Here is a 15,350-nt window from a genome sequence, read left to right as displayed (position 1 = left end):
CGTGGCCTCCCCCCTCCCCCCGTTGTCCGTGGGAGTCCGGGCCAGGGTGCCGGCCAAGATCAACCTGGCGCTGAAGGTCGGCCCGCGGCGCCGGGATGGTTACCACCCGCTGGCCACCGTCTACCACGCCGTCTCGCTCTACGACGAGGTGAGCGCCGGCTGGGCCGAGCCCGATGAGTTCGAGGTCAGCGTCAGCGGCGAGGGCGCCGACCTGGTGCCGCTCGACGAGGACAACCTGGTCGTCCGGGCCGCCCGGCTGCTGGCCCGGACGCACGGCCCGTACGACTCCCTGGGCGCCAGCCTGAGCATCCGCAAGGCGATCCCGGTGGCCGCCGGACTGGCCGGAGGGTCTGCCGACGGTGCTGCCGCACTGGTGGCCTGCGCGGCGCTGTGGGACCTCGACCTGTCGGCCGAGGCGCTGCGGACGCTGGCCGCCGAGCTGGGCAGTGACGTGCCGTTCGCCCTGCTGGGCGGGACCGCCGTGGGGAGCGGCCGAGGCGAGGAGGTGGTGCCCGCGCTGGCCCGCGGCACCTACCACTGGGTGCTCGGCTTCGGCCACCACGGCCTCTCGACGCCGGCGGTCTACGGCCGGTTCGACCAGCTGACCCCGCACCCGGCCGCGCCGGAGGTGCCGGACGAGCTGATGACCGCCCTTCGGACGGGCGACCCGCGCCAGCTCGGCGCGGCGCTGGTGAACGACCTGCAGCCGGCCGCGCTGGACCTGCAGCCGCGGCTGCGTCAGGTGATCGAGGCGGGTCTGGACTTCGGTGCCGTGGGGGCGCTGATCTCCGGTTCGGGCCCGACCGCCGCCTTCCTGGCCGCCTCCGAGCCGGCCGCCATCGACCTGGCGGTCGCGCTCAGCGCCGACGGGCTCTGCCGCGAGGTCCGCCGGGCCAGTGGACCGGTGACGGGAGCCCGGCTCGTCGGCTGAGTCCTAGCCACGGCGCTCCTGGTGGTCCCGAAGCCCGGTGGCCCCTAGGGTCGGCGCATGTCCACCGCCGTCCCGGGTCTCGTCCGTCGGCTGCTGCCCCGTGACCCGCACGAGGAACACCGGGTGGCCTCGCCGCTGGAGCTGCTGACCGACCTGTGTTTCGTGGTGGCCATCGCCTCGGCCGCAGATGAGTTCCACCATGCCGTGTCGACCCACCACGCGGCCCAGGGCGCCCTCGGCTTCGCGATGGCCTTCTTCGCCATCTGGTGGGCCTGGTTGAACTTCACCTGGTTCGGCTCGGCCTACGACAACGACGACGTGGTCTACCGGCTGCTCACCATCCTGCAGATCGTGGGGGTCCTCGTGCTGGCCGCGGGCATCCCGGCGGTGTTCGAGGGCGAGGTGACCGTGGTGGTCATCGGCTACGTCGTGATGCGCGTCGGCCTGGTGCTGCAGTGGCTGCGGGCCGCCCGGCACGACCCGGGGCACCGACGCACCGCCCTGCGCTACGCCGCGGGGATCGTGGTGGTCCAGCTCGCCTGGATCAGCTACATCTGGGTGGCCGAGGTCGAGGTGCTGCGCGTCCCGTGCTTCGTGCTGCTGGCCCTGGCCGACATGGCCGTGCCCGTCTGGGCCGAGCGGACCGGCATGACCACCTGGCACCCGCACCACATCGCCGAACGCTACAGCCTGTTCTTCATCATCGTGCTCGGCGAGACGGTCCTGTCGGCCAGCACCGCGGTGAGCACGGCCCTCACGGAGCAGGCCGACCGGGCCGGCGTCGCGGTGGTGGCCGCCAGCAGCGTGCTGATCGTCTTCGGCTGCTGGTGGCTCTACTTCTCCCGTGACGTCGCCGACGTCCTCGACCGGGCGGCGGAGCGCCAGGTCTGGGTCAGCTACGGCTGGGGCTTCGGCCACTACGTCGTCTTCGCCTCCGCGGCCATGACCGGGGCGGGGCTCGCCGGTCGGGTCGACCACTGGACCCGGCACAGCGAGTCCTCGGCCCTGGTCAGCGCCGCCTCCGTGACGGTCCCCGTGGCGGTCCTCGTCGCCAGCATCTGGCTGGTCCAGCTGGGCCGGGACGAGGCCTCCGGACGGACCGGACTGCGGTTCAGCGTCGCTGCCGTGCTGATCCTGGCGGGTACCTTCAGCCCGCTGCCCGAGCTGGTGGCCGGCCTGGTCGTCGCCGGGCTGCTCGTCCTCCAGGTGCGGGCCGGCCGCCCTGGTCAGACGCCGGCGGCAGCCGGGCTCACGTGACCGCGTCGCCGCCGTAGACCAGCAGCAGCCGTCGCAGCGCCGACGCCAGCTGCTGCTGGTCGTCGGCGTCCAGACCCGCCAGCAGCCGCTGCTCGGCGGCGAGCAGGTCGGCCAGCGCCGCGTCAACGGCGGCCTGACCAGCGTCGGTGAGCCGGACCAGGACGCCGCGCTTGTCGTCGGGGTGCAGCTCGCGGTGCACCAGGCCGCGGGCGGCCAGCCGGTCGACCCGGTTGGTCATCGTCCCGGAGGTGACCATGGTCTCGCGGCTCAGCTGGCCGGGGGAGAGCTGGTTGGGACTGCCGGCCCGGCGGAGCGCGGCGAGCACGTCGAACTCCCAGGGCTCGAGGTCGTGGGCACTGAAGGCGGCCGCGCGCTGCCGGTCCAGGTGCCGCGCCAGCCGGGTGACCCGGGACAGCACCCGCATCGGGTTGACGTCCAGGTCGGGTCGTTCCCTCGCCCAGGCCTCGACGACGACGTCGACCTCGTCACGAGGTCCGGGGTCGTCGGCCATGGGCGGCATCCTACGGGCGGCCGGGCACCTCCCCGGCTCAGTGAGCCTGCAGGTCCGCGTCCGAGCGGGGCATGGTGGCGGCCAGCGCGATGATGCCGGCGCACAGCAGGGCCGGGACGGCCATGGCGTGGTGGATGCCGAGGTGACGGACGAGGAAGCCGACCACGGCGGGGCCCATCAGGAACGCGGCGTAACCGAAGGTGACCACCACCGCCAGCACCCGGCCGCCGCCGAGGTGACCGGCGACGGCGTACACCTGCGGGGCGATCATGCCGACACCGAAGCCGACCAGCGCCCAGCCGGCCACCAGCAACGGCAGGCTCGAGACCAGCGTGACGACCGCGTAGCCCACGGCGGCACAGATGCCGCCGAACCGGACGACCGCGCGCCGGCCGAAGCGCGCGACCAGCCGGTCGCCGAGCAGCCGGATGACCACCATGAAGCCGCTGACCGCGATCAGGCCGAGGGCGCCGGTGGTCGGGTCCACGTGGGCCACGTCGGTGACGTGCAGCGACGACCAGTCGACCGCCGTGCCCTCGGACAGGCCGAAGGCCAGGGCCATGGCCCCGAGCACCCAGGCGGCACGCGGGATCTTGGTCCGGACGCCGTCCACCGAGTGCGCGAGCGGCCGCGTCTGTGGGGTGATCTTGACCAGCACCACCAAGATCAACACCGCGACGACGGCGATGCTGATCATCAACGGAGTCACGATGTCCCCGCCGGTGATGTCCAGACTCTTGGCCATGATCAACACCGCGCCCGCACCGACGAAGCTGCCGAGTGAGAAGTAGGCGTGGAAGGAGCTCATGATCGGTGTGCGCCGAGCGCCCTCCACCTGGACGGCGATGACGTTCATGCTCACGTCGATCGCCCCGTTGCCGAGCCCGAGCAAGATCAACCCGACGACGGCGACCCCGAAGCTCGGGGCGAGGGCGACCGTGACCGCGGCGGCGATGAGGACCGTCAGGGCGGCGAGGGCCACCTGGCGGGCGCCGACGGCGTCCGCGAGCCGGCCACCGATCTGCATCGAGAGGATGCCCGCCAGCCCGGCGCAGAACAGCATCACCGCGATCGAGGTGTCGCCGATCCCGAGCTTCTCGCGCAGCGACGGCAGGGACGCGGCGTAGCCCCCGATCAGCAGGCCGTTGGCCGCGAACATCGTGGTCACCGCCCTCGCGGCCCGTCGGCTGCCGAGGGGGTCCGCACCCGGGGTGCCGGGGTGGACGAGGGGTGGGGAGGTGGTGGTGCTGGTCATCGGGATGGTCGACCGTCTTCTGTATCGTTCAAGTGAGAACACCACGATAACCGCGCCGCCAGCGTGGAAGCAAGCCGAACCGGCCGCGCCTCAGGTCGCGGGCGGCGTGACCAGGGTGGGTTTGGCCTGCAGGTGGCTGAGGCCGTTCCAGGCCAGGTTCACCAGGTGTGCGGCCACCTCGGCTCGGGGTGGGTGCTGCGCGTCCAGCCACCACTGACCGGTGACAGCGACCATCCCGACCAGCATCTGCGCGTACATCGGGGCGGTCTTGGGGTCGAGGCCTCGCCGGCCGAACTCGGCCGCGAGGATGCCCTCCACCCGGGAGGCCACGTCACTGAGGATGGTGGCGAACGAGCCGCTGACCCCCGTCCCGGAGGAGTCGCGGGCCAGGATCCGGAAGCCGTCGCGGTGCGCCTCGATGTAGTCGAGCAGGGCCAGCGTCGCCTGCTCGAGCAGCTCGCGCTGGTGGCCGGAGGTCAGCGAGCCGCGGATGCCGTCCAGCAGGGTGCGGACCTCCCGGTCCACCACCACCGCGTACAGGCCCTCCTTGCCGCCGAAGTGCTCGTAGACGACCGGCTTGCTGACCTCGGCGCGGGCGGCGATCTCCTCGACCGAGGTGCCGTCGAAGCCGCGGGCGGCGAAGAGCGCCCGCGCGACGTCGATCAGCTGCTCGCGCCGGTCGGCCCCCGACATCCGCACCCGGCCCGGCCGCCGGGCGCGCGTGGACTCGCGTCGGTCGGCGTTCCCGGCAGCAGCCATGCCCGCCAGTCTGAGCGTTCGCCGGTCGGGGCGGAAATCGGGCCGGACCGGGGCCGCTGCGGCTCTCGTCGAGAGTGCGGCGGGGACGGGGCGTGCGTAGTCTTACCTCCGGTCGGTCGCCGTACCGGTCGTTCCCCGGTTGGTCTGCCGGCAGGGCCCGCCTGACTTTGAATCAGGACTAGCGACGTAGGTTCGACTCCTACCCGGGGAGCTCGGCAGGAGTCCCGCGACCAGAAAGAGCTCGATGCCCGGACCGCTCGACTCACCGCCCGCTGCCGTCATCGTCCTCGCCGCCGGTGGCGGCACCCGGATGCGGTCCAGCCGGTCCAAGCTGCTGCACGAGCTCGGCGGGCACTCCATGCTGAGCTACGCCGTCACCGCCGCCACTCTGCTGCAGCCCGAGCACGTGGTCGTCGTCGTGGGCCACCAGCGGGAGCAGGTGCTGGCGCACCTCGCCGAGGTCGCCCCGCACGCCACCGCCGTCGTCCAGGAGGAGCAGCGCGGTACCGGTCACGCGGTGCAGGTCGCGCTGGCGGCGCTGCCGGCGCTGACCGGGGAGGTGGTCGTGACCTACGGCGACGTGCCGCTGCTGACCGGCGACACCCTGACCGAGCTGGTGGCCGCCCACCGCGCCGAACAGGCGACGGTCACCGTGCTCACCGCCCAGGTCGGCGACCCGACCGGCTACGGCCGGGTGCTGCGGGACCGCAGCGGCCACGTCGAGGGCATCGTCGAGCACCGGGACGCCGACGAGGACCAGCGCCGGATCACCGAGATCAACTCCGGCATCTACGTCTTCCAGGCCGACACCCTGGCCGCCGGGCTGGCCGGCCTGCAGCCCGACAACAGCCAGGGCGAGCTCTACCTGACCGACGTCATCGGCTCGGCCAGCGCCGCCGGCGGCACGGTGGCCGGCTACCCGATCGAGGACGTCTGGCAGGTCGAGGGCGTCAACGACCGGATCCAGCTGTCGCGGCTCAACGCCGAGCTCAACCGGCGGACGCTGGAGCGTTGGATGCGCGCGGGCGTGACGGTCGTCGACCCGGCCACCACCTGGGTGCACGCCTCGGTCGACCTCGGCACCGACGTCACCCTGCTGCCCGGCACCAGCCTGGAGGGCGCCACCTCGGTCGCCGCGGGCGCGGTGATCGGCCCGGACACCACCCTGGCCGACGTCGAGGTCGGAGCCGGGGCACACGTCGTCCGGACGCAGGGCTCGCTCAGCGTCATCGGGGCGGACGCCTCGGTGGGTCCGTTCGCCTACCTCCGGCCCGGGACGAACCTCGGCCCCGGCGGCAAGATCGGGACCTTCGTGGAGACCAAGAACGCCCGGATCGGGGCGCACGCCAAGGTGCCGCACCTCACCTACGCCGGCGACACCGAGATCGGCGAGGAGGCCAACATCGGGGCCGGGGTGATCTTCGCCAACTACGACGGCGTGGCCAAGACCTCGAGCAGGGTCGGTCGGGCGTCCTTCGTCGGCAGCGACTCCGTCCTGGTGCACCCGGTGGAGGTCGCCGACGGGGCCTACGTCGCCGCCGGCTCCACCATCACCGGGCACGTCGGCGTCGGTGAGCTCGCCGTGGCCCGGGGCACGCAGCGCAACATCCGGGGCTGGGTGGCGCGCAAGCGGGCCGGCACCAAGACGGCCCGGGCCGCAGCGGCCGCCCAGGCCCGGCAGGACGAGCAGACCCAGGACGAGCAGATCCAGGACGAGCAGACCCAGCACGAGCAGCAGCACCATGGGGGGACAGAGTCGTGACGGGCTTGAAGCGGGCGGGCGAGAAGCACCTGATGCTGTTCTCGGGCCGGGCCTACCCCGAGCTGGCGGCCGAGGTCGCGCGGCTGATGGAGGCCGAGATCGTGCCCACCCGGGCCCTCAACTACGCCAACTCCGAGATCTACGTCCGCTTCGAGGAGTCGGTCCGCGGCTCGGACGCCTTCGTCATCCAGAGCCACGCGGCGCCCGTCAACGAGTGGGTGATGGAGCAGCTGATCATGGTCGACGCGCTGAAGCGGGCCTCCGCCAAGCGGATCACCGTCGTCGCACCTTTCTACCCCTACGCCCGGCAGGACAAGAAGCACCGCGGCCGGGAGCCGATCTCGGCCCGGCTGATGGCCGACCTGTTCAAGACCGCCGGCGCGAACCGGCTGATGTCGGTGGACCTGCACGCGGCGCAGATCCAGGGCTTCTTCGACGGGCCGGTCGACCACCTCTGGGCGCTCCCGGTGCTGAGCCAGTACGTCTCCCAGCACTACGACACGTCCGAGATGACGGTGGTCTCCCCCGACGCCGGCCGGGTCCGGCTGGCCGACATGTGGACCGACCAGCTCGGGGTGCCGCTGGCCATCATCCACAAGCGGCGTGATGCCAACGTGGCCAACACCGTCGCCGTGCACGAGGTCGTCGGCGACGTCCGGGGCCGGGTCTGCCTCCTGGTCGACGACATGATCGACACCGCCGGCACCATCTGCCAGGCCGCGGAGGCGCTGAAGGCTCGCGGGGCCAAGGCCGTGATCGCCGCCGCGACGCACGCCGTCCTCTCGGGCCCGGCCGTGGAACGGCTGACCGCCACCGGCTTCGAGGAGGTCATCGTCACCAACACGCTGCCCATCCCCGAGGACCGGCGCTTCCCGGGGCTGACGGTGCTGTCCATCGCGCCACTGCTGGCCCGGGCCATTCGCGAGGTGTTCGAGGACGGGTCCGTCACCAGCCTCTTCGACGGCCAGAGCTGACCGCCTGCCAGCCCCTCCGTGGGCCGGTCGTGGGGCGGCTCCCGTTTTCCCTCGCTGACGGCGGTCGGCTAGCATGACCAGGTTGCCTCGGCGAGGGTCGCAGACCGTGATCGACGATGGGCGGGCCCATGGGCTCTTCCGGTCGGATGGTGTGCTGCTTCCTCGTCAGGTTCTCCGCAGACAAACCATCGCTCGCTAGAGGAGTTCGTTTCGTGCCCGAGGTCAAGCTCACCGCCGAAGTTCGTACCGAGTTCGGCAAGGGCGCAGCCCGCCGCATCCGCCGCGCCGACAAGGTTCCCGCCGTTCTGTACGGTCACGGGACCGACCCGATCCACATCACGCTGCCGGGGCACGAGACCCTGCTGGCGCTGCGTACCGCCAACGCGCTGCTCTCCATCGACGTGGACGGCACCTCTCAGCTGGCGCTGCCGAAGCAGGTCCAGCGTGACCCGCTGAAGCACACCATCGAGCACGTCGACCTGGTGCTGGTCCGCTCCGGCGAGAAGGTCACCGTCGACGTGGCCATCAGCGTCGAGGGCGAGGCCGGTCCGGAGACGCTCGTCGTGGTCGACCGCACCAGCGTCTCGATCGAGGCGGAGGCCACCCACATCCCGACCGAGATCATCGTCTCGGTCGAGGGACTGCCTGCGGGTACCCAGATCCTCGCGTCCGACCTGAAGCTCCCCGAGGGCTCCTCGCTCGGCATCGACCCCGAGGCGCTGATCGTCAACGTCACCGGCGCCGTGTCCGAGGCTGCGCTGGAGGCCGAGCTGGCCGAGGCGGAGGCCGAGCTGGGCATCGAGCCGACCGTCGCCGAGGGTGACATCGTGCCTGAGGAGGGTGACGGCGAGACCGGGACCGGCGAGGCCGCGGACGCCGAGCAGTCCTGATCTGGCTGGTGGTCGGGCTCGGTAACCCGGGCCCGACCTACGCAGGTCACCGGCACAACGTCGGTTTCGGCGTGGTCGAGGAGCTGGCCGCCCGGACGGGCGCCCGGTTCACGGTGACCAAGGGCATCCGGGCCGAAGCGGCCGAGGTCCGCCTCGGTGCACCGGGTGCCGCTGACGTGCCGCGACTGGTGCTCGGCAAGTCGCGCACGTACATGAACGAGACGGGCGGACCGGTCTCGGGCCTGCTCCGCTACCACAGGCTGACCCCTGACCGGCTGGTCGTGGTGCACGACGAGCTCGACATCGACCCCGGCCAGCTACGGGTCAAGTTCGGTGGCGGCGACAACGGCCACAACGGTCTGCGCTCCATCCGGGCCTCGCTCGGCACGGGTGACTTCTACCGCGTCCGGGTCGGTGTGGGCCGTCCCGCCGGACGCCAGGATCCGGCCGACTTCCTGCTCAGCAACTTCGCCGCTCGCGACCGCGAGGGCCTGGCCGTCGAGCTGGTCCGCGCCGCCGACGCCGTCGAGTCCCTGGTCACGGCCGGTCTGGAACGCACGCAGAGCACCTTCAACTCCTAAGGCCCCAAGAGGGCCAGGGGAACGACGGCGACACCGTCGGGCCTGCGGTACGCGTACGGTCCCGCGGTGAGGACGACAGCGTCGATCAACTCCTCGCCGAGCTCGTTGCGAAGCCAGTGCAGGTGCCGGACGTCGGCATCGCTGGGCGTCGCCCCCAACTTGACCTCGATGGCGAGCACCCGACCCGCCTCTCCGCTGACGACGAGGTCCACCTCGTGGCGCCCGGCCTGAGTTCGCAGGTGACCTACCCGTGCTTCGGCGGCTTGGGCGAACACGCGCACACTCAGCGTGGCCAGCGACTCGAAGAGCGGCCCCAGCATCGCGCCGTCCCTTGGACGGGTCGGCCCTTCCCCACCCACCAGCGACTCGGCAGTGAGCGAGAGCAGCTGAGCCGCGAGGGCCGGGTCCGCAAGATGGTGCTTGGGTGCGGCGGTCAACCGGGTCAGAGAACTCCGGCTGGGCACCCACGCCTCGACGGGGTCGAGGATCCAGAGCCGCTGCAGCGCGTCACGGTATCCGAGTGCCGTCACCTTCGTCGGCTTCTGGCTCTCACCCGGAGTGGCCGCGTCCCGGACGGTCTCGTAAGCCGCAGTCGTGGCGGTCGCTGCTGCGTAGGCGGTGAGCCATTGACGCATGGCTGCCGGGCGACGCTGGAGGGACCCGCTCTCGGTCACCTCGTGGTCGAAGAGGCGGTCCAGGTAACCGCCCAGCTGCGCGCGGTGACCTCGGGTGCTCTTTGCCGAGCGGATTCCCGGGTAGCCCGAGGCCAAGATCTCCTCGACGTAGGCGTCCAGTCGCACGTCGGTCTCGCCTCCGACCTCGGCCGCGCCCCGCAGGAGAGCGGCCAGGGAGACTGTCGGCTGCCCGACGCCTCGTTCAGCGAGGGTCATCGGCCGCATACGGAGCGGCACGATGCGGCCGGCCCCGGTATGGATCTGGGCTGTCGGGGTGGCGGACCCGGTGAGCAGGTAGGAGCCGGCTGGCGCGCCCTCGTCGACCGCTCGCCGGACGAGGTCCCAGATCTCGGGCCAGCGCTGCCACTCATCGAGCAGCAGGGTCGGTGGGATGCTGTGCAGAAGTCCTGGCTGGGCCGCGAGCAGCTCTCGGTCCGCAGGCCGGTCGAAGCGAAAGATCCGGGTCACACGCTGGAGGGCGGTTTCGGTTTTCCCGACGCCCTTCGGGCCGTCGAGGGAGACCGCACTCAGGTCGGCGAAAAGCAGGTCGAGCTCGCGGTCGATCACGCGCGCGCGGTAGCCCGGCCCGTCACTGGTGGCCACGGGGCGACTATACCCTTCAACCAGCTCTGACTATACCGTCTGACCAAGCCTCGCTATACCGTTCGACCACCCACCCTCGGCGAGCGCCGGTGAACGGGATGTGGATCAGCCGTCGATGGGTGTGCAGACCTCGGTTGGCCGGGCCTGTAAGTTGGTGCGGTGACCCTGACGGGACTCGTTGACCTCTTCTGTACCGACCCCACCCTCGCCGCCACGTTGGACGACGCACGTGTCCGTCGGCTGCCGGCCCTCGATCTGACCTCACCGCCCTCGATGCGGCCCCTGGTGGCTGCCGCGCTGGCGGCCTCACGCGACCGCGGTGGTGCCGGCCGCCCGGTCCTCGTGGTGACCTCCACCTACCGCGAGGCCGAGGACGTGACGGCCGCACTGCAGTCGCTCGCCGGTGATCAGACAGTGGCCTACTACCCCGCGTGGGAGACGCTCCCGCACGAGCGGCTGAGCCCGCGCTCGGACACCGTCGGCCGCCGGCTCGCCGTGCTCCGCCGGTTGGCCGGGAACAGCCCCGAACCCGCGCCGAGGATCGTCGTCGCCCCGGTCCGCAGCGTGCTGCAGCCGCAGGTCAAGGGCCTGGGCGACCTGTTGCCCGTCCGGTTCGTGGCCGGGGAGGACCACGACCTCGGCGACCTCGCGGCCGCGCTGGTCAACGCCGCGTACGTGCGGGTCGACCTGGTGGAGCGGCGGGGCGAGTTCGCCGTCCGCGGCGGCATCCTCGACGTCTTCCCGCCCACCGAGGAGCACCCGGTGCGGGTCGACTTCTTCGGCGACACCGTCGAGGAGATCCGCTACTTCACCGTCGCCGACCAGCGCTCGAGCGAGCTCACCCTGACCGAGGTCACCGCCTCGCCCTGCCGCGAGCTGTTGCTGACCGACGACGTCCGCAGCCGGGCGGCCACCCTCGCCGCGGCGCACCCCGAGCTCGGCGAGATGCTCGAGCGGATCGCCCAAGGCCACGCCGTGGACGGCATGGAGGCCCTCTCGCCCGTCCTCGTGGACGGGATGGAGCTGCTGGTCGACCTGCTGCCGGCCGATACCCACGTCCTAATCTGCGACCCCGAGCTGGTGCGTGGCCGGGCCATCGACCTGGTGAGGACCAGCGAGGAGTTCCTGCAGGCCTCCTGGGCGGCCGCCGCGGGTGGCGGGAAGGCGCCCATCGACCTGGGCGCCTCCTCCTACCAGCCGCTGGCCGACGTCCGGGCTGCCGCGATCGCTCGTGGCCTGGCCTGGTGGACGCTCTCCCCGTTCAGCTCCGGCCCTTCGGCGGGCCCCGGGAGCGGATCGACCGGCTCCGGAGGCGTGGTGCGCACCGACGACGGCGAGATCGTCGACCTGCGCACGTCGGTCAGCGGCACCGGCGTGGAGTCCCGCACCATCGCCGGTCACCCGGCCGAGAGCCACCGCGGCAACACCGAGGCGGCCATCGCCGACATCGCCGGCCGGGCCCGCGCGGGCTGGCGGGTCGTGCTGGTCGCCGAGGGCAAGGGCACCAGCCGCCGGTACGCCGAGGTCGCCGTCGAGCACGAGCTGGCGGTGCGGGAGCAGGTCGACCTGCGCACGCCGCCGGCCGAGGGCTTCGTCACCATCGTCAACGGCGAGCTGAGCGGCGGCTTCGTGGCCGAGGAGCTCAAGCTCGCGGTCTACACCACCACCGACCTCTCGGGTGCCCGGCCGCCGGACAAGTCCGCGCGCAAGATGCCGGGTCGGCGCAAGAACCAGATCGATCCGCTCGAGCTGAGCCCCGGCGACCCGGTGGTGCACGCCCAGCACGGCGTCGGCCGCTACCAGGAGATGGTGCAGCGGACCGTCCAGAACGCCACCCGGGAGTACCTGCTGATCGAGTACGCCCCCTCGAAGCGCGGTCAGCCGGGCGACCGGCTGTTCGTGCCGATGGACCAGCTCGACCAGGTGACCCGCTACGTCGGCGGGGAGAACCCGACCCTGGACAAGATGGGCGGAGCCGACTGGAACAAGCGCAAAGGGCGCGCCCGGAAGGCGGTGCGCGAGATCGCCGCCGAGCTGATCAAGCTGTACGCCGCGCGTCAGGCCACCCGTGGCCACGCCTTCTCACCCGACACCACGTGGCAGCGCGAGCTCGAGGACGCCTTCAACTTCGTCGAGACCCCCGACCAGCTCGCGGCCATCGACGAGGTGAAGAGGGACATGGAGCAGATCGTGCCGATGGACCGGCTGATCTGCGGCGACGTCGGCTACGGCAAGACCGAGATCGCCGTTCGGGCGGCGTTCAAGGCGGTGCAGGACGGCAAGCAGGTAGCCATCCTGGTGCCCACGACGCTGCTGGTCCAGCAGCACCACGCCACCTTCGCCGACCGCTACGCCGGCTTCCCGATCAACGTCGCCCCGCTCAGCCGTTTCCAGTCCGAGGCCGAGACCCGCGCCACGATGGAGGGCGTCGCCGAGGGCAAGGTGGATGTGGTCGTGGGGACGCACCGGCTGCTGGGCGGTGAGGTGAAGTTCAAGGACCTGGGCCTGGTGATCATCGACGAGGAGCAGCGGTTCGGCGTCGAGCACAAGGAGCAGCTGAAGCGGCTGCGCACCCACGTCGACGTGCTGGCCATGTCGGCCACCCCGATCCCGCGGACGCTGGAGATGGCCATCACCGGCATCCGCGAGATGAGCACGATCGCCACCCCGCCGGAGGAGCGGCACCCCGTGCTCACCTTCGCCGGCCCGTACGACGAGGCCCAGGTCACCGCCGCGATCCGCCGTGAGCTGAGCCGTGAGGGCCAGGTCTTCTTCGTGCACAACCGGGTGCAGAGCATCGACAAGGTCGCCCGCCGGATCACCGAGCTGGTGCCGGAGGCCCGGGTGGTCACCGCGCACGGCCAGATGGGGGAGCAGCGCCTCGAGCAGGTGATGGTGGACTTCTGGGAGCGCCGCGCCGACGTGCTCGTCTCCACCACGATCGTCGAGGCCGGCCTGGACATCGCCACCGCCAACACCCTGCTGATCGACCGTGCCGACCTGCTGGGGCTCTCGCAGCTGCACCAGATCCGCGGCCGGGTGGGCCGTGGCCGCGAGCGCGGGTACGCCTACTTCATGTACCCGCCGGACCGGCCGCTGACCGAGGCCGCCCACGACCGGCTCGCCACCATCGCCGCGCACACCGACCTAGGCGCGGGGATGGCGGTGGCCATGAAGGACCTCGAGATCCGCGGTGCCGGCAACATGCTCGGCGGCGAGCAGTCCGGCCACATCGCCGACGTCGGCTTCGACCTGTACATCCGACTGGTGGGGGAGGCGGTCGCGGACTACCGCGGCGACGACTCCGAGCCCGACCCCGAGGTCCGGATCGAGCTGCCGATCGACGCGCACCTGCCGGCGGACTACGTCGAGTCTGAGCGGTTGCGGCTGGAGATGTACAAGCGGCTGGCCGAGGTGAGGGCCGAGGCCGACCTGAAGGCGGTCGAGGCCGAGCTGCACGACCGCTACGGCACCCCGCCGGCGGCGGTCGGGAACCTGCTCGAGGTGGCTCGGTTCCGGCTGCTCGCCCGCAACACCGGGCTGCACGAGATCGTCAGCCAGGGCAACCACATCCGTTTCGGGCCGGCCGACCTACCGGACTCGAAGAAGCTGCGGCTGCAACGGCTGTACCCGCGCTCGCTGGTCAAGGAGACGGCGAACTTCATCCTGGTGCCGCGGCCGATGAGCAGCACGGTGGGCGGTCCCGCCGTGACCGACACGGCGCTGATGGCCTGGTGCACCAAAGTGATCCTCGACGTGTTCGTCGGCTGAGGAGTCTGCACATCCGCTGTGAGTAGGATCGCCCGCGACGAACGGCCGCAGCGTGCGTGCCTGCGAGGAACGAACGAGGATGGTCGATGACGTACCTGCCCGCACGACGGCGGCGCTCGGTGGTGGTCATGGTGCTGGCGGGGCTCGCCCTGACCGCCTGCGGCCACGCCGATCCCGGGGTGGCGGCCTACGTGGGCGACCAGGAGGTCAGCCAGAGCCAGGTCGACCAGGCGGTCAAGGGACTGTCCTCGATCGTCGACGCGGGCCAGAGCGTCTCGGTCGAAGCCGTCGTCAACGCCCTCGTCCAGGGCGAGCTGGCCGAGCAGATCGCCGTCGACCGGAAGATCGAGATCACCGACGCCGAGCGCGACGCGGCGCTCAAGGGGACGAACCTGGCGGGCCTGGTCAAGGTGGCCGACGCCCAGCCGGTGGTCTTCGACGTGGCCGACCAGGCCATCGTGGCGCAGAAGCTCGGCAACGCGGCCTACCTCGACGAGGTGAAGAAGCGCAGCGTCATCCTCAACCCGCGCTACGGCGTCCTCGACCCCACCCAGAAGACGATCGTCGCCGACCAGTCCGGCTCGCTCTCGGTCCCGGCACCGAACGCGTCGGTGGCCGCACCCTGACCGAGCCGGGCGAACCCGTGCCCGAGGCCGACCCGACGGCGCCGCTACCCGAGGTGGCCCGGCTGGTGGCGGTGATGGAGGTGCTGCGCCGCCGCTGTCCCTGGGACGCCGAGCAGACGCACCGCTCGCTGGTGCAGTACCTGGTCGAGGAGGCGCTGGAGACCGTCGAGGCGATCGAGTCCGGCGACCTCGTCGACCTGCGCGAGGAGCTGGGCGACCTGCTGCTGCAGGTGGTCTTCCACGCCGAGATCACTGACGCCTTCGACCTCGACGACGTCGCTCGCGGGGTGGCGGACAAGCTGGTCGGCCGGCACCCGCACGTCTTCGCCGGCGAGGGCGTCCCCAGCGACCTGCACCACACCTGGGAACAGCGCAAGGCGCTCGAGAAGGGCCGGACCTCAGCCCTGCAGGGGATTCCCGAGCAGCTCTCGGCGCTGGCGCGGGCCCACAAGATCATCAGCCGGGCCCGCTCACGGCGGGTCCCGCTGGACCTGCCCACCGAGCCCGTGACCGCGGAGTCCGTGGGCGCCGAGGTGCTCGCCCTGGTCGCCTGCGCCCAGGCGTCCGGTGTCGACCCGGAGCAGGCCGTCCGCGACTCCGTCCGTACCCTGGAAGCCCAGGTCCGGGCCGCCGAAACGGCACCCGCCCAAGACCGCTGACCGCCGGCCGTTCACCCGCCCCGGCCCCGCATCCACTCGCCTCCGAACCCCGACGGTCACTTCACAGCCCTACGAGCCGTCTGGGCCTGCGCGCAGG

13 protein-coding genes and 1 tRNA gene are annotated in these 15,350 nt (G+C 71.8%); 10 read left to right on the top strand and 4 right to left on the bottom strand.

Annotated features, from left to right (window positions below; translation table 11 throughout):
• The first annotated feature begins 1 nt into the window (after window position 1).
• Entirely contained in the window at window positions 2-931 is a 930-nt protein-coding gene (locus tag ACFE7W_RS03575; protein ID WP_375423384.1) for a 4-(cytidine 5'-diphospho)-2-C-methyl-D-erythritol kinase, read from the top strand.
• Between the two features lie 57 nt (window positions 932-988).
• Complete coding sequence (locus tag ACFE7W_RS03570; RefSeq protein ID WP_375423383.1) at window positions 989-2,188, top strand: low temperature requirement protein A; 1,200 nt, start codon at window positions 989-991, stop codon at window positions 2,186-2,188.
• Here ACFE7W_RS03570 and ACFE7W_RS03565 read toward each other — a convergent pair.
• The 3 genes from ACFE7W_RS03565 to ACFE7W_RS03555 form a co-directional block, all read right to left on the bottom strand.
• Window positions 2,181-2,699 carry a MarR family winged helix-turn-helix transcriptional regulator gene (locus ACFE7W_RS03565; protein WP_375423382.1) on the bottom strand — a complete coding sequence of 173 codons (519 nt, stop codon included), beginning with the start codon at window positions 2,697-2,699 and terminating at the stop codon, window positions 2,181-2,183. The genes ACFE7W_RS03570 and ACFE7W_RS03565 overlap by 8 nt on opposite strands.
• A 37-nt stretch (window positions 2,700-2,736) precedes the next feature.
• Window positions 2,737-3,954, bottom strand: a complete 1,218-nt coding sequence (locus tag ACFE7W_RS03560; RefSeq protein ID WP_375423381.1) for an MFS transporter — start codon at window positions 3,952-3,954, stop codon at window positions 2,737-2,739.
• Between the two features lie 90 nt (window positions 3,955-4,044).
• Window positions 4,045-4,713, bottom strand: coding sequence for a TetR/AcrR family transcriptional regulator (locus ACFE7W_RS03555; protein WP_375423380.1), 669 nt, complete (start codon window positions 4,711-4,713; stop codon window positions 4,045-4,047).
• A gap of 132 nt (window positions 4,714-4,845) precedes the next feature.
• Between ACFE7W_RS03555 and ACFE7W_RS03550 the strand changes: the two genes are divergently transcribed.
• The 5 genes from ACFE7W_RS03550 to pth all read left to right on the top strand — a co-directional run bounded on the left by ACFE7W_RS03550 (window position 4,846) and on the right by pth (window position 8,920).
• Window positions 4,846-4,924 (top strand) — tRNA-Gln (locus ACFE7W_RS03550).
• Window positions 4,925-4,957: 33 nt separating this feature from the next.
• Complete coding sequence (glmU, locus tag ACFE7W_RS03545; RefSeq protein WP_375423379.1) at window positions 4,958-6,475, top strand: bifunctional UDP-N-acetylglucosamine diphosphorylase/glucosamine-1-phosphate N-acetyltransferase GlmU; 1,518 nt, start codon at window positions 4,958-4,960, stop codon at window positions 6,473-6,475.
• Between the two features lie 32 nt (window positions 6,476-6,507).
• On the top strand, window positions 6,508-7,449 hold the full coding sequence (locus ACFE7W_RS03540) for a ribose-phosphate diphosphokinase (protein ID WP_375423541.1): 942 nt from the start codon (window positions 6,508-6,510) through the stop codon (window positions 7,447-7,449).
• A gap of 212 nt (window positions 7,450-7,661) precedes the next feature.
• On the top strand, window positions 7,662-8,339 hold the full coding sequence (locus ACFE7W_RS03535; RefSeq protein WP_375423378.1) for a 50S ribosomal protein L25/general stress protein Ctc: 678 nt from the start codon (window positions 7,662-7,664) through the stop codon (window positions 8,337-8,339).
• Window positions 8,339-8,920: an aminoacyl-tRNA hydrolase gene (gene pth, locus ACFE7W_RS03530; protein WP_375423540.1), complete on the top strand. Its 582-nt coding sequence runs from the start codon at window positions 8,339-8,341 to the stop codon at window positions 8,918-8,920. Before ACFE7W_RS03535 ends, pth begins: the two co-directional genes overlap by 1 nt.
• Here pth and ACFE7W_RS03525 read toward each other — a convergent pair.
• A complete protein-coding gene (locus tag ACFE7W_RS03525) occupies window positions 8,917-10,197 on the bottom strand; it encodes an ATP-binding protein (RefSeq protein ID WP_375423377.1) in 1,281 nt (426 codons plus the stop codon). The two genes, pth and ACFE7W_RS03525, sit on opposite strands and share 4 nt — an antisense overlap.
• Before the next feature lie 159 nt (window positions 10,198-10,356).
• Here ACFE7W_RS03525 and mfd point away from each other — a divergent pair, with 159 nt between their 5' ends.
• The 3 genes from mfd (at window position 10,357) to ACFE7W_RS03510 (ending at window position 15,253) form a co-directional block, all read left to right on the top strand.
• Window positions 10,357-13,968, top strand: a complete 3,612-nt coding sequence (gene mfd / locus ACFE7W_RS03520; RefSeq protein WP_375423376.1) for a transcription-repair coupling factor — start codon at window positions 10,357-10,359, stop codon at window positions 13,966-13,968.
• Between the two features lie 86 nt (window positions 13,969-14,054).
• The gene (locus ACFE7W_RS03515; RefSeq protein ID WP_375423375.1) at window positions 14,055-14,594 is read left to right on the top strand and encodes a hypothetical protein; all 540 of its coding nucleotides are present in this window, start codon (window positions 14,055-14,057) and stop codon (window positions 14,592-14,594) included.
• 74 nt (window positions 14,595-14,668) lie between these two features.
• Window positions 14,669-15,253, top strand: coding sequence for a MazG family protein (locus ACFE7W_RS03510; RefSeq protein ID WP_375423539.1), 585 nt, complete (start codon window positions 14,669-14,671; stop codon window positions 15,251-15,253).
• Window positions 15,254-15,350 lie beyond the last annotated feature (97 nt).

This window comes from uncultured Friedmanniella sp., assembly GCF_964244285.1.
GTDB lineage: Bacteria > Actinomycetota > Actinomycetes > Propionibacteriales > Propionibacteriaceae > Microlunatus.
Note: the sequence above shows the minus strand (reverse complement) of the source record. Positions and strands in the feature narration are given on the sequence as shown.

Coding starts and splice junctions, on each gene's coding strand:
- ACFE7W_RS03560 (WP_375423381.1), bottom strand. CDS start 3,954: ATGACCAGCACCACCACCTCCCCACCCCTCGTCCACCCCGGCACCCCG.
- ACFE7W_RS03540 (WP_375423541.1), top strand. CDS start 6,508: ATGCTGTTCTCGGGCCGGGCCTACCCCGAGCTGGCGGCCGAGGTCGCG.
- ACFE7W_RS03555 (WP_375423380.1), bottom strand. CDS start 4,713: ATGGCTGCTGCCGGGAACGCCGACCGACGCGAGTCCACGCGCGCCCGG.
- ACFE7W_RS03515 (WP_375423375.1), top strand. CDS start 14,055: ATGACGTACCTGCCCGCACGACGGCGGCGCTCGGTGGTGGTCATGGTG.
- glmU (WP_375423379.1), top strand. CDS start 4,958: ATGCCCGGACCGCTCGACTCACCGCCCGCTGCCGTCATCGTCCTCGCC.
- ACFE7W_RS03570 (WP_375423383.1), top strand. CDS start 989: ATGTCCACCGCCGTCCCGGGTCTCGTCCGTCGGCTGCTGCCCCGTGAC.
- ACFE7W_RS03565 (WP_375423382.1), bottom strand. CDS start 2,699: ATGGCCGACGACCCCGGACCTCGTGACGAGGTCGACGTCGTCGTCGAG.
- ACFE7W_RS03510 (WP_375423539.1), top strand. CDS start 14,669: ATGGAGGTGCTGCGCCGCCGCTGTCCCTGGGACGCCGAGCAGACGCAC.